11 protein-coding genes are annotated in these 14,330 nt (G+C 43.8%); 1 reads left to right on the top strand and 10 read right to left on the bottom strand.

Annotated elements, in window-relative coordinates:
* The 10 genes from SFRI_RS06325 to SFRI_RS06370 form a co-directional block, all read right to left on the bottom strand.
* Positions 1 to 792: a tetratricopeptide repeat protein gene (locus SFRI_RS06325; protein ID WP_011636702.1), complete on the bottom strand. Its 792-nt coding sequence runs from the start codon at positions 790 to 792 to the stop codon at positions 1 to 3.
* Positions 779 to 3,829 (bottom strand): tetratricopeptide repeat protein, encoded by a 3,051-nt coding sequence (locus SFRI_RS06330; protein ID WP_011636703.1) that lies wholly within the window; start codon positions 3,827 to 3,829, stop codon positions 779 to 781. Before SFRI_RS06330 ends, SFRI_RS06325 begins: the two co-directional genes overlap by 14 nt.
* Positions 3,829 to 5,949 (bottom strand): tetratricopeptide repeat protein, encoded by a 2,121-nt coding sequence (locus SFRI_RS06335; protein ID WP_150099374.1) that lies wholly within the window; start codon positions 5,947 to 5,949, stop codon positions 3,829 to 3,831. Before SFRI_RS06335 ends, SFRI_RS06330 begins: the two co-directional genes overlap by 1 nt.
* Before the next feature lie 117 nt (positions 5,950 to 6,066).
* The gene (locus tag SFRI_RS06340; RefSeq protein WP_011636705.1) at positions 6,067 to 6,627 is read right to left on the bottom strand and encodes a hypothetical protein; all 561 of its coding nucleotides are present in this window, start codon (positions 6,625 to 6,627) and stop codon (positions 6,067 to 6,069) included.
* 54 nt (positions 6,628 to 6,681) lie between these two features.
* The gene (locus tag SFRI_RS06345) at positions 6,682 to 7,836 is read right to left on the bottom strand and encodes a DUF3570 domain-containing protein (RefSeq protein ID WP_049763576.1); all 1,155 of its coding nucleotides are present in this window, start codon (positions 7,834 to 7,836) and stop codon (positions 6,682 to 6,684) included.
* Positions 7,823 to 8,083 (bottom strand): DUF4266 domain-containing protein, encoded by a 261-nt coding sequence (locus SFRI_RS06350; protein WP_011636707.1) that lies wholly within the window; start codon positions 8,081 to 8,083, stop codon positions 7,823 to 7,825. Before SFRI_RS06350 ends, SFRI_RS06345 begins: the two co-directional genes overlap by 14 nt.
* A gap of 4 nt (positions 8,084 to 8,087) precedes the next feature.
* Positions 8,088 to 8,591 carry a TlpA family protein disulfide reductase gene (locus SFRI_RS06355; protein WP_011636708.1) on the bottom strand — a complete coding sequence of 168 codons (504 nt, stop codon included), beginning with the start codon at positions 8,589 to 8,591 and terminating at the stop codon, positions 8,088 to 8,090.
* A gap of 77 nt (positions 8,592 to 8,668) precedes the next feature.
* Positions 8,669 to 9,331: an outer membrane beta-barrel domain-containing protein gene (locus SFRI_RS06360; RefSeq protein WP_041412848.1), complete on the bottom strand. Its 663-nt coding sequence runs from the start codon at positions 9,329 to 9,331 to the stop codon at positions 8,669 to 8,671.
* Positions 9,301 to 10,041 carry an SH3 domain-containing protein gene (locus SFRI_RS06365; RefSeq protein WP_011636710.1) on the bottom strand — a complete coding sequence of 247 codons (741 nt, stop codon included), beginning with the start codon at positions 10,039 to 10,041 and terminating at the stop codon, positions 9,301 to 9,303. Before SFRI_RS06365 ends, SFRI_RS06360 begins: the two co-directional genes overlap by 31 nt.
* Before the next feature lie 57 nt (positions 10,042 to 10,098).
* Positions 10,099 to 12,756 carry an HzsA-related protein gene (locus tag SFRI_RS06370; RefSeq protein WP_011636711.1) on the bottom strand — a complete coding sequence of 886 codons (2,658 nt, stop codon included), beginning with the start codon at positions 12,754 to 12,756 and terminating at the stop codon, positions 10,099 to 10,101.
* Between the two features lie 303 nt (positions 12,757 to 13,059).
* Here SFRI_RS06370 and SFRI_RS06375 point away from each other — a divergent pair, with 303 nt between their 5' ends.
* Entirely contained in the window at positions 13,060 to 14,328 is a 1,269-nt protein-coding gene (locus tag SFRI_RS06375; protein WP_011636712.1) for a hypothetical protein, read from the top strand.
* Positions 14,329 to 14,330: the final 2 nt, after the last annotated feature.

Here is a 14,330-nt window from a genome sequence, read left to right on the forward strand (position 1 = left end):
TTAGCCTGCTCCATTAGCATTGTCGGGTAATGTTAACCCAGCGCGTTGAATTTTAATTTCCACGCCAGCGAGCCAACGCTTGGCTTGTTCATCATTTGGTTGGTTAACCAAATAAGCCAGGTAGTATTGGCGTGCTTGCAGCAGCTTGCCACGATATAACTCTAATAATATCGCCAAATTTAATTGCGCTTGTGGGTATTGTGGCCACAGTGTCAACGCTGTTAAGTAACCTTGCTCGGCCTGAGCATACTGGCCTTGTCGCCTTGCGATATTGGCTTTTATTTGATGCGCATATGGATTGTTGTTATTAACTGCTATCGCTTGTACAAGCAGTGCATCAGCTTGATCTAATTGCTGCAGGTCCATCGCGATGATGGCTTTATTCACATACGCGCCCGACAACTGAGGCTGGGCTGCAATCACTTTATCAAACAAACTATTCGCTGCTTGCCATTGCTGGTTTTTCATGTGGCTAATAGCTTGCTGATATTGACTTAATACCGATGCGGGCACATCGGCTAAACGTTGTGAGGCTTGTTCAAGATACACATTATGAGTATCTGTTGAGCTTGCACTGATACTGGTGCTGTTATTGGCTCGGTTAGTATCGAGGCTAACTAAGTCGACAATGTCCTTATTCATGCCATCTAGGCTTGGATCCTTAGCGGTTTGCTTATTCACATCATTACTGCTTGGCGATGAACTACAACCGGGTAACAGCATGAGGCTTACTAGCGCGAAGAGTGCCACTTGCGCTGTCGATGAGGTAAATAATGATTTAATGAATAGCATCGATGACCTCATGAGTGAGTTCTTGTTTTTGATAAAGGGCAGGGGACATTTGTGCCAAGCGTTTAAAGCTTTGTTCTATCCATTGGTCAACAATATCATCCCATGCTCTTTGGGTATTACTGATGTGAATTTCAATGGCTTTCTCTTCAAATGGATAAGCCAGCTCTTCGAGTAAAATCTCGTACTCTTCCAAGGCTAATTCATCTAAATCGCCAGGGCGTTGTGAGCTCATCATGTCGGCCGCAAGTTGGCGATACATTTCAGCAAGATTGTATGTCGCATGAGGTACGTATTTAGCCAATTGAAAATCGAGCACTTGTTGATAATAACCAATGGCTTTTTTCATCGCATCTTGTTTGCGCATCAAGCTTTTCTGCAAAGGCGCGTTGAGTTTAATTGCCGCAAAACTGCGTTGTTCTGCTTCACCCAAGGCAAACGCCGCGATAGAGGCAAGTTCAATTTGACGAGCCTGAATGGCATTCGCATCTTGCTGCAATTGTTTGCGATCGAAGCTGAGTATTTGTCTAAACCAGTAATATTCCTTATTAGCTTCACCGCTTTGGCGGTAAAACTCACTCATTTTAAAGCGGACTTCTTGTGCCACATCAAACGGTTGTGGGTAGGTTTTTGCATACGTTCTAAAGGTGCTGAGTGCGTTACTGTTATCGCCTGCTTTTAAGTAATATTCTGCTGCCGTGTACAAGGCTTCACGTTTTAGTGGGCCGGGCTTTTCATTGGTGACAATGATCAAAAGCTGCTCGGCGGCCAAGTCCCATTGGGCAAGTGCTTCGTAGGACTGGGTTAATTTGGCCGGAATAATCGCGCTAAACTCATGGTTTGGATAACGTTGTTGAAACGGTTTTAATACGTCGACCGCTTCTTGCCAGCGCTGTTGTTCCAGCAATAAGTTTGCTGCGTCGAGTTCGGCATTAACCGCATATTTTGATTCGGGTACTGCCTGAGCGACTCGTAATAATTGACTCACGGCTAACTCTGGTTGTGTTTGTTTAACGGCTTGCGCTTGGAAGTAAATGCTTGAAGCTAACAGATTACGCATTTCAGACCATGAGTCTGTGCTCTTGTCTGTGTATTGCAGCGCTAAAATGTAACCCTCTTCTGCCTGCGCGTATTGCTCTTGCTGATACAAGCTATTGGCATAAAGCTGGCTAACAAACTGCACTTGCTTACGGGCGGCGTCTGACAACGGCGTTGCGGTTTGCACTGAGCTTGCCGCGTCATTGAGTGTGTTAATGCCGTGGGTTTGTAATACAAAATCAGTAAAATATTTAAGGTCTGTGTAGTGTTGAGCATCAAACGAATATTGGGCGGCGTTACTGGCGAGCTGTAAGGCTCGGTTGTCAGATGGGTACTGATTGATAAATTCTTTATCTAACTGATTACGTTGTGAAATGAGTGTGTTGTAATCATCAGTATTGCGTTGTTCATTTTGGTTTTGTTGGCTTTGACCATGTTGCGAAAGGATTTCGCGTACTGTGACGGTTGTTGCGTAAGCCGATTGCTGTTGTATCTTGCGCAAGGCCGCAGACGTTGCTGTAGCGTCATAGGCAATGGCGTAATAACTGGCAAGGGCTTGCTGATATTGTTTTGCTTCAAAATTGGCGTCAGCAAACAAGTACTCGTCATTAAGAATATCTTTAGTGAGTAACTTGCTGGCTTGAGGTAATTTGGCCAATTGTAAATAGGTGTTTAATGCGCTGGCAGCCTGTGCGAAAGCGCTAATTCGTTGTGCACCTTGCTGAGTTTGTGCATCGGCATACAAACGGCGGCTATGCTCGTCACTAAAGCTAAGCAGTTGTGGTAATAACTCTGCTTGCTGCGCTGTGTTGGCATTTACCCAAAATGTGCTGCTAAGACCATATTGATTAACATAGTCATTTTTGAGCTGATGCATTGCTGCAAATTTGCCTTGACGCTGATAAAGGTCGAGCAAATCTAGCGAATAGCGAGCTGCCCAGATATTGTCTGACGCTAAATCTATATATGCCTGATAAGTTAGTTCTGCATCGTAGTCGAGTTTTTTGTCGAGTAAAAATTGGGCCAAATTGGCAAATAATACATGCTGATATAAGTTGATATTCGGCAAAGATTGATTGGCTTTAACTAAGGATACTAACGACTGAGATTGCAGTTGTTGGCTTAATGAAATGCTCAATACTCTTTGGGTATCAATCGCCAAATTTTGCGCGCGGCTGCCGAGCTTTTCAAAAGCAAAGTTGTCGGAGGTTAAGTTTGCAATATCACGATTACTTTGCTGGCCGGCCACTAAGGCTTCAAACACTTGCACGAATGCTTTGTCGGCATTGGCAAGTCGATTGAGTTTAAATTCAGACCAGCCGAGCATATATAAACTATTCAATTGGTATTTTTGATTATCATTAGCGGTTAATACTTGCTGATATGCTGTAATGGCTGCAGAGTAATTCTGTAAGTTGTAATAGATTTCACCGCGTCTAAAGTTAAGCTCGGCAAGATACATTGTCTGCGGATAGTGTCGCAGTAATGATTCAACTTCAGCCAAACTTGCATCCAACTTGCCCTGTAAATCGAGCGCTTTAGCTAATTGATATTGTATGTGTTCGTTTTCAGATCGCTGCGGATAACGCTGCAATAATTGTTGATATTCGTTAACTAATTTTTGCAGTGCCGCATCGTTTTGAGTCAACTGAGCTAGCACTTGACTGTCTGGTTGCGACTCATCATCGAGGTCTGCATAAGACTGGGCTTCAAATGATTCGGTATTGATTTGCGCTAAGCGATATTCAACGTGCGTCCGGATTTCAGGATCGGGCTCAAGTGTCAGCAATTGCTGATAAATATTAGCCAACTTGGCACTGCGTTGAGTTTTGCTCATTTCAACACTCGCCACCGTTTCGCTGCTGCGTTTGTTGGCCAAATCGCCTAAGCTAGTGCGTTTAGCTTGTTGAGCATACTCAGTTTGACCGCTGCTAAAACAACCCGATAATGCAATACCACTGATTAAGATTAATGCGCCTGATAAATAAGCCGATACTGACATTAGTGCGCTCCTTGTGCAGCTGACTCATCTACAGCGGAATCACTTTCAGTCGATTCGCTTGCAGCCGATTCGTTTGCTGAGAAGGGATTGATTGGCGCAGTGTCTGCTTGTGACATTTGTTCTAATACATTGGCCATTTGGTGGCGAGTGGTGAGCAGTAGTTGCTGTAACGTATATTGCTGTTGCTGGGTAAATATGCTGATTTTCCCACGAATATATCGGTCGGTTTTATCACGTAGTCCGGTAATATTACGGTTCATGCTATTAATGTCGGTTTGGGTTTGTTGCTGACGTAACTCAAAGTCAGACAGCAAACGGGTGTTACTCGACAATGCACTAAATCGACTGGCTTGTACTTCAAGCTGTTCAAGTTGCTTTGTTAATTGCATAAGGCTTTTTTTATGTTGCCAAAGTCGTTGTGGCAATGTTTGCTGCAACTGCCAATGCAATACTCCTTTAACCTTATCAAGTCTTTGTTGTTCATCGTCGATATTACGTTGAGGTGCCAATTTAGTTAACGTGGCTTGGCTGGCATCAATACGGTCTATCCATTGCTGCTGGTTTTGGTCGGCAAACACTTGCCCGTTTTGCTCTGCTTCAGCTTGTTCAATAATCTTCGCAATACGTTGTTTTTGCTCGGTGAGCGCATTAATCATCTCTGTGTAAGCGAGCTGTCTTTGCTGTTCAATAACGTTTGCTTGGCGTTGAGTGTTGAGCGCTAAAGTGTCTTTTAACCATTGACTGTTAATCTGTTGTTTTTGCACATTGTCGCTAAGTAAATCTAGGCTTAGTAAGGTTTGATAATCGGTCGCTAATTGCGGGTCATTTAAGGCTTTTTTTAGCCAAGGAGAATCAGTGCTAAAACGCTCGGTAAGGATAAGCTCTAACGCGTCAGACTTAGGCGCCAAGGAAGGTGTTTGTTGATCAAGCGTCTTACTGGCAAAGTCGGTGACATTGCTAATGGTGCTAACTGTTTCTGCAAACCCTTTTATTTCGACAATTTTTTGTAAATACAGCTGTTCAGCTTGCTGATACAAGGTTAATCCTTGGGCTAAAGATTGCTGCTCACTCACTTGTTTCGCATTTAACAACGCGGCTTGCCAAGCTAAATTTGAATAGGGGTATTGCTGCTGCAATAGCGTGAGCAATTTAAATGACATGTCATAGTGCTGTTGTTGCTGGGCCGAGTAGGCAAATAAAAACAAAGCGGATTCAGTGTAAGGGCTTTGCTCTGGAAAGTCGGCCAGTTCGTTATAGGCTAAATCGTATTGTTTATTGGCAACATACAACTGAGCTAACAGTAACTTTGCATAATCATTGACGGCTTGTTGTTGCAATAAGGCGTCTTTAACTTCTGGTAATAACTCGTCGTCATCGTCAAAAATATTGGGTTCTGCAAAAGGGTTAAACACTTGCTGCCAAAAATTAATCTTGGGTGGCTGCCATTGTTGGCTTTTAAGCTCGATCAATATAGGTTGTGCTGCACTGTATTGTTGCTGCTTCATATGCAACAACGCCTGGTTTAATGCGATGTAGGCGGCAGATGAACTTGCTGGTGGCTGGTCATCTTCTGATATTGATTGTTGCTGTACTTGCGCGGTTAACGGCGGCGCATCTGGCCAATAAGCTAATTGATTTAACACATGATATTGTTCGACATAATCGGGCAGTAATGTGGTAATTCTGCCTAGTGTGAGTTTGGCCGCATCAATATCGCCTTGTTCAATTTGCTGTTCGCTGAGTTGCAACAAAGCGATTAATAATAATTCAGTTGGCGATGTGACTGACTTCGTTTTGCTGCTATTGGTATTAGTACTGGTATTCGCTGTGGTTTTGGCCGTAGCATTCGCTTGCTGTTGTTCAAATTGCACCAAGGTTTGGGTGGCTTGATCGTGTAAGCCTATCGACACTTGAAGTCCGGCTTCGAACAATTGGCTTCGATCAGAATAGATGCCTTTGCGTTGGCGGTTGAGGCTGATTTGCCTTAATGCCGCGCCATAATCACCGGCAAAATAAAAGTACAATGATTGGCGGTAAAACTTATCTTCTAAGTCTGTTTTAGCTGCCGTTGTCTCCATTGAGTCCTTCACAGCGTTTTCTGCCGCTTGAAGGTCAGCCATGTGCAAGAGAGCCAAGCAACTGCAAAACATGGCGGCACAGCCCAAACCTTGTGTGAGTCGGTTACTGATATGAGCTAGCTTAACGCTAAGTGATTGAGTATTAACAGCCATTGTTGTTTACAATACCCACTGTTCGACTTTGATATCAGCACGATAGCTTGATTCACTGTCTTCGACTTTGAGTTCTATCATTACCGTTTCATCGGTTTTATCAAAACTATGGCTAATGGCGCGTTGCACCGTGCGGCCTTCGGCATCGTTGCCGGTAAAAATTGCCGTTAGTTGGTGAGGACCCATTTTAAGATTACCCAAGTAAATACGTTGAATTCCACCTTGCTCTAGTGCTTTACGTTGACGCTCTGTATATAAAAAACCACTGACATTGTTGTCGTCAATTTTTAACTCTACACTGTCTAGCTTTAGAAAACGCCCCACATCAACCGATACAAATACTGCGATTTGGGTGCTGGCAGGAAACAACAAATCCTCTTCTAAAATAAATAAATCGCGATTGAGTTTTAGCACTTGGCTTTTAATGTCTTCAAGCTCGCTGGCTAATGCACCATTGCCTTGTTTGGTATCTTCAGCTTGAGCTGGTAATGCAAATAAACCAGCAATCAGTAACGTTGCTGCGAATAACCGCGTTAAAAAAGTACCCCATTTACGATCGGTAGTCATAGTTATGGCCTTGGCAATTACGTTGTTAAAAGTGTCAATGTTTAGGGCTAGCAATTAAAAATACACGCTGACAAAAGCACGGATGACATTGGCTGAAAACCCATAAAACGGTTCGTTGCCCACTCCGCCATCTGCAGTAGGATCCCTAAAGTTATTGTATTGAAAGTCAATATAATCCCATTGCAGCGATGCTTCCGAGCGAGTGTCGCCAAACGATACCGAGGCGGGTAATTGATAGGTAATGCCTATCCCGTAAGTGATGTCACTAAAGTCACTGAGTTCTTTGTCGCGCGCAAGGTAGTTTTGTGCGTCGCGATAAGGAAACAAATCACTGTAAAATTCAGCTTGAGTTTGCTGGTAATAACGCACTTTAAATTCTAATTCGAGACTATCGCCCAGCGGATGTCGATATCCAAGCTCTACATCACTGGCGGTGATTTCCCAGCTGTCGTTAAAGTGACGGTAATGAAAAAACAAGGCTGCGCGATAAGGTAAAAAGTAACTGGCAGATAATTTTGCCGCAAACGAGTTGCGAGTTTCTGGGTACACTTCTGCCTGATAAGCCACACCTGATGGAACGCTGTTGTCTACGTATCTCACTGTGCGGTATGGGTTATTTAAATAACCACTGTCGGCAATGGCTTCAACGTTAATACTCGCCGTAAGGTTGCGGGTTAAAATTTGATTGATGCCAGCGCGAATCCGATATTGCTCGCTTTGCTCTTCAAATAAATCATCACCATTACGTTTAATTTCATTGTCGCCATAAGACAAACCCAGATTTAAATTGGTTAAATCGCCAAAGGTGTCTTGTGACACATTGATGCTAAATGATTGCGCTAAATAATCGTCTTCATCACTTTGGCGCAGGTTAAATGACATCAAGGTTTTGTCATGCAGGTATTCAACCCCAAATTGACCTTCGTTACGCTTTTCTGTGTACGCACTGGCTGTGCTGATAACATCTACCGATGCAGATGAAATACTGTCTAAATAATAATATGCGGTAAATGCGACCGATTCAGAGGTCTTTTTTCTGAGTAACACTGACGGACCATCAATGGTCATGCCGCCACCTTCGTAGCTGTGATACAACACATCAGCGCGATCAGGATCGAGCACCGCAGCTTGGACAGACAAGCTCGTCATACTGACAAGCAGTACCGCCAATAACTTAACGCCTTTATTGATAAAATTAGTTACAGCCACAACCACCACCTCCGGTTCCTTCTGCGCCACGGGCCGATTCACGACCTTCAAGTACATGAGCCATATGCATGCTGGCACTGGGATGACGATTTAAGCGCATGATGGGGTCGGCTAAGTTTTGACGCTCGTATGGTTTAACCCAAGGTTCAATGCCCATGCTCGTGCAGCCGCTCAAACTAATTAAGCTTAATAGCGCAATGCAATTAAGCGATAAAGCCGTGACGCGAGGAGATAAGGTGTTTGTCATCAATTTACTCCCTAATCAGCTGTTTGATGGCTGCAGCATACTTTTTATCAAAGCCGTCTTGATAGCCTTGAAATATAAAGCGCACATTACCATCGCGATCAATAATCACTGTGGTTGGCATGGCCTCAACTTGATAGGTCTTAGACAAAGAATTGGTTTGGTCGAAAAATATCGGGAAACGTAAATCAAGATCGGCTAGAAAGTCTTTGCCTGCTTGGTTTTCTTGTTCAACATTAATGCCCCAGACTTGAACGCCGAGGTCTTGATACTTGTCCTGTAATTTTTGCAAAACCGGCATTTCTTTACGGCATGGTCCACACCAAGATGCCCAAAAGTTGATCAAGATAATCTCGCCACGTTGCTCGGCTAAATTGAGGTTAGTCCCTTGCTGGTTTTTTAAGGTGAAGTCGGGTGCTGCTTGGCCAAGCGTGAGCGCCTGTACCTGCATCGACAACAATATTGCACCTAATGCAATAAGACATTTACCACTAAATCGACTGAACAACATTGTATTTCCTTATTGGTTTTTCACTTTTGCTACTCGAATATTCTATGGTCTCTTTTAACGACCGCTATCGAGGTAGATTAAAAATAGAACGACACACCCGTAGCAAAATTCAGGTTATGGGTTGTTTTAGACGCGCCAGTGACCTCGGTATTAAACAGGTAATCACTCATGCTTAAATCCCATGCTATCCAGTCGGTTAAAAATACTCGGTAGTTTGCTGTGAGGTTGACGGTAAATTGCTCATCACCGGCAAACTCGGTACTGCCGCCACCTAATTCGATTGAAAAGACACTGTTAAACACCGTGTCTTTGCTGAAAAAGATTTCACCAGGCAACAAGTTATAACCAATGTTTAAGCCGTAATAAGTTAACTCGCGCTCAGCATCAGTTAACAAAGGGGCTGCGTTAGACAGTTTTTCAAAACTGGTTTCACCTGCTTTGGCTTGGGCATAGCGAGCTTTGACGTAAAAGTGCTCGCTGATGTGGTAACCCACATGGGCACTTATCCAAGGATTTGATTCAAAATCCTCAATCGACAAAATACCGCCTTGAATACCCACTTCAAAGTTTTCAGTATCAATCACATCATCAAGCATCGTTCGACGTTCTACATCGGCTTTGACTGTGGTTGGAGCATCGTCTGCTGCAAATGCTGCTGAGCTTGGCGTTAATGCGGTCAGCGCTAAAGTACTAGCGGTGAACAAAGGCATTAAAAAAATACGCTGAATCCTATTTTCCATGTTTGGATCTCTTCATTTTCATCTCGGTCGGTTAAGGCTAACGAGAGTTTATATTCGGCCCGTAATAAAAAATTACGTGCAAGGTGATATTTAATCCCAACCGCAGCACTCATTAAGGTGCTGCGACGCGATTCGGTGTCGGCTAACACACTGTGGGGTTCGGTATTAATGATCCCCGCCCCAACGCCAATGTATGGCACTACGATTAAGTCGGGTAGAGGTTGGCTAAACAGCATGACTTCAAATACATCACTGTCAGAAATACTCCCTAGTGCTTTACCCGCTGATATTTCAGCACTAAATACGGGGGTAAATGCATAGCCTGCATAGATATTGTAAAAATTGGCACCTTCTAAATCGCCGTACATGACACCAGCTTCTATTTGACGATTGATGACGTCTTGATCTGTTATCAAGTTCGCATTTATAGCTTGGCCATCTTGGGATAAACCTTTTAGGTTATCTTCATGAAACCAACCTTCAACGCCACGTTTGTTTTGCACTTTTAACCAGGACGTACGCTTAAGCAGCACTGTGACTATGTCATTTTTTTCGATAATCGATACCACAGGGTAGCCAGCACTTGGCCCAGAATGTAGCTCAATAAAGGGCACCTCAATACGCAAACTTGGGTTGTCGTCGGCCTGCAACACTGGGCTTAAGCACAGCAAAATCAGTAACAAAAAGGTGTTTCGTAAATATGTTCGCATAATTCCCTATCGCAAAGTCATGAAGCAAACCTATGGATTTGCTTGTGGCATGCTTTGTTAGTCTTGTGAGTAAAATGGCGTGTTGTAATATTGCGCGCCAATGTCTAGCCATTCGTTGAGTAATTTGAGCTCATCTGCCGACAGCATATTTTGATGGGTGGTGTTACTCATCACTTCAAAAAAAGTACTGCTTGAGCGAGCACCATTAGTCGATAAAACAGCGGGTACATTGACTGTGGTTAACACTGGAATAGGGTTACCGTCTGCGTCGAGAATAAGTTCACCATTACTGTCTACTTGATAAACTACGTTGCCATCGGCATCGAGCACTTCAACTAATTTATCGATTAAAATACCGTCGACTTCTTCTTGCTCAACGTCGTTAAACAGCAATTCACGGTATGAGGTTAAGTGTGCGGCTTGATCGCCTGAAGGTGAATTGATTAACGACAACTGTCCCGCTGGTACTTGCGCTGCGCCATCTACATCGACGATATTATGGCAACTGGTACAAGTGTTATCGGCAACGATCATTTGAGTTGTCTCGTCTATAACGGGTCGAGCTAAGTCCCACAGCGGTTGAATATGTTCAACATAATTAATTTGAATGCGGCAATAGGGCGTCCAATTTTCAAAGCATTCACTGCCATTAGGTGCCGGTGTGGCTAAATTACTGTAGCTGTATTCAATATTTGGATTAACGGCAGACAATACGGGGTTAGTCCAAATATCTTGATATTTGATGCTGTCGCTAAGCTCGGCAAGGCCATTCACCATTTCATCGGCTTCGGCCATGGTTTGTCCTTGCTCAGGAATGATATTGCTAGTGGTATTAGGGTAGGCTGAACCACCCGCGGCTCCGGTATTAATGCTGGCTGCTTGGGCGTCGAGTCTGCCATGAGGCAGTTGACTATTAGCGGTGTGACAACCGGTACATTCTAGGTTTTCACCCGGCGTTAAGGTTATCCATTGACTGTGGCGTCCACCAATACGCTGACCATTGATGTCTAATACACTGATGGCCAATGGGACATTAGCAGGCACTTTTATTTTGACTGAACCATCGGGTTGAATAGGACTATATCCAACAATTTCGCGCATGAGTTGGTTATTACTGCGGCCAAAATCTGTATTGGCAATATCTCTAACATCGTCTGGTGGCATGGGAACGCCACGAACGATACGCAAAAAACGTGCTGGCAAATCTACCGCGGGTGTTTGCGACGGGTCGCTAAGCAGAGTTAACCCGCCTGCGCTAGTTGTGCTGTCAACGCCATCAAAGTCATAAACGCTACGAATGTGAATCGAGCCGGCTAACTCTTGGCTTAATTGCGAATCAAGTTCGTTGCCGACAACCTTGTCAGCGATAAAGGTTTTTGGTTGTGCACTTGGTTGCATTACGACAGATTCAGTTAGCACTGTGCCTTGAGATGTGGTGGCCACTAATTGTTGAGTATTGTTGGCATTATTGAGTAGCCATAACTCGTATAATGGATCGGCTTGAATCAGATTGTCGTCAGCGAGTTGCTCCGCGGTGAGTTGGCCGCAGGCACGGACGATGTCATTTACAACAACACGACACAAATCCCAACTCATTAAAAAGCGCTGGCTGTTATCGGGTAGTGGGTATAAATGATTGATTCTACCGTTTTCTGACAATGTGGCAGAAAATGAGAAGTTAAACTCCGATAACGTGGCGTCTGTAATCGCTTCGCCTTGCGCGCCAGAGTTGGCAGTGGCTTGCTGAGCATCAATGTAGTCATCAATATTAATCAGCACCGGACGCTTTTGAATCCTGGTGTCATCCTGTGATGCCAACAACATCAATATCTCGCCGCTAGCTAATTGTTGTGGCTTGATGAAATCTATCGGCTCGGCTTGGCCGTCAAGGGGCAATTGATGCGAATGCCAGCCAAATACTAATTCGTTTTCTGTTCCGTCTGGATTCATACGGTACAGGTTAATTCCATGGCCGCCGCCCATTCGATCCCAGCGGCTGTATAAAATCTTTCCGCTTTGCAGTACCAATGGGTAAAAGTCATGGCTTAAGTTAAAGGTTAACTGCTTAATGGCGCTGCCGTCTGGGTCCATTACATGGATGTTAAAGGTTTCATTAGCACGGCTTTCATCTAATGCTGTGTATTGTGGTTTACCTTCATCAAGCAAAATAGCGCGAGATAAACGTTGTCTGGTTGATGCAAATATAATTCTGCCGTCTGGCAAAAACGCCGGCATTAGGTCATTGCCTTGCTCAGCTGTTATGTCACTCGTGATAATTCGTTCTAAGGTTTGGCTAGCAACTGTATAACGCCAGATATTCCATTTAGGTTGTTCATCGTCGTCAACACCATCGATTTCTGGTGCGCGAATGGCCATAAGCAGTTGTTGGCCATCGTCAGACACTGACAGATCGCGAATATCAATCAGCTGATCTTCAGCAAATAAGGCGGCGGTTAAATTCGTCGCAGGTGAATCAGCGAAGGCATTACGTTTAATGAGCAATTGAGCGCCAGGATTAAAATGGCCTGGATTGAGAGGTTCAAATTGTGCAGGGTTTTGATCGACCGCTGTTAAATTACGCTCAATATAAGCTACTGGATATTCAACAAGAACGGGATCAGGCTGTTGATCTTTAATTGCTGTCTCAGTGTTACATCCTAATAACAATGTAATTACCGTAAACATCATAATGTTATAGCCCAAAGTCGGCCTCATTTGTTTTCCTTAACGATTTATTATTTTTGTGGGTATCATGGCAAAACCTGATGGCGCCTGACATTATTGCTTTCTAGGACCAGTGTTTCAACATTTTTTATTAAATAATTGAATACTTTATTTTGACGCTGCAAGACACTTTTTTGGCGCCAAGTTATTGGCTGCAAGTGTCAAAAAAATTAACAAAATAAAAACTTTTATTGTGAGCCGTTGAATGATTTAATCAGCACCATTCGATTTTCAGCATGTCCAACATCAATGTCAGTTCAATGTAAGGCAGTCAAGTGCTAACAAGGAGACAGTATGAAGCAACGACTTCGTACGGTAAAAAGCCTCAGCTTATTATCTTATTATGGAAAAACAATGCATTCTAAGGCGTTTAGGAGTGTATTAGTACTTGGTGTGTTTGGTCTTTTCTCGATCAATGCAGTAGCGGCTAGCCTAGAGCAAGCAAAGCAACTGCACGACCGCATAACTGGTGTTCCAGCATCCGAAACCACATTGCAAAATATGGCGGCATTACTGGATGACGGAAAACCCATTGACGCTGCATACCTCGCCATGGAAACGCCGGCATTTTATTCCACTACATTAAAATTATTCGCTACGCCGTGGACCAATATTGATCAAGACATTTTTGCGCCGTTAAATGACTATTCTGCCACTGTGATTGGTGCGGTTAGGGACGATGTTGATTTCAGAGATATTCTGCAAGCAGACATGGTGTATGTGGGTAAAAACAGTTTGAATTTACCCGGTTACAATCGTAATAATAATGACCATTATCAGGCATTAGAAGACCAATTTATTGATTTAAAAGACGGCTTAGAGCGCACCACTCAATCGAGTGTGAATGGATTACCTGCGGATGCAACCGCAGGGGTGTTAACGAGCCGTGCAGCGGCAAAAGAGTTTTTTTATTTAGGCACTAACCGCGCCATGTTCCGTTTTACCTTAATGAATCATTTGTGTACCGATTTAGAGCCATTAAAAGACAACACCCGCCCAACCGATCGTATTCGCCAAGATGTGAGCCGCAGTCCTGGTGGTGACAGCCGTTTATTTATTAATAACTGCTCAAGTTGTCATAGTGGTATGGATCCACTGGCGCAAGCGTTTGCTTATTATGAATATGAGTTTAACCGTGACCAAGATCCAACCGGTGAGGCAGGTGCGATAGCTTACAACACCAGCGGTCAAACCGACCTAGCCACTGGCACCCGAGTGCAAGGTAAGTATCATATCAATTCAACCAGCTTTCCTTTTGGCTATGCCACACCAAACGATAAATGGAACAATTACTGGCGCGAAGGACCTAATCAGAAATTGGGTTGGGATAACAGTTTATCGGGCCAAGGTAGTGGTGCTAAATCTTTAGGGCAAGAGTTGGCAAACAGCAATGCCTTTGCCCAATGCCAGGTTAAAAAGGTGTTTAAAACTGTGTGTTTACGAGACGCAGAAAGCCAAGCTGATATTGCACAAATTAGTGCTACTACGGCTTCTTTTAAACAGAACTCTTACCAACTTAAGCGCGTGTTTGCTGAAGTTGGCAACTACTGTATGGGAGAATAACC

The sequence above is a fragment of the Shewanella frigidimarina NCIMB 400 genome, assembly GCF_000014705.1.
Taxonomy (GTDB): domain Bacteria; phylum Pseudomonadota; class Gammaproteobacteria; order Enterobacterales; family Shewanellaceae; genus Shewanella; species Shewanella frigidimarina.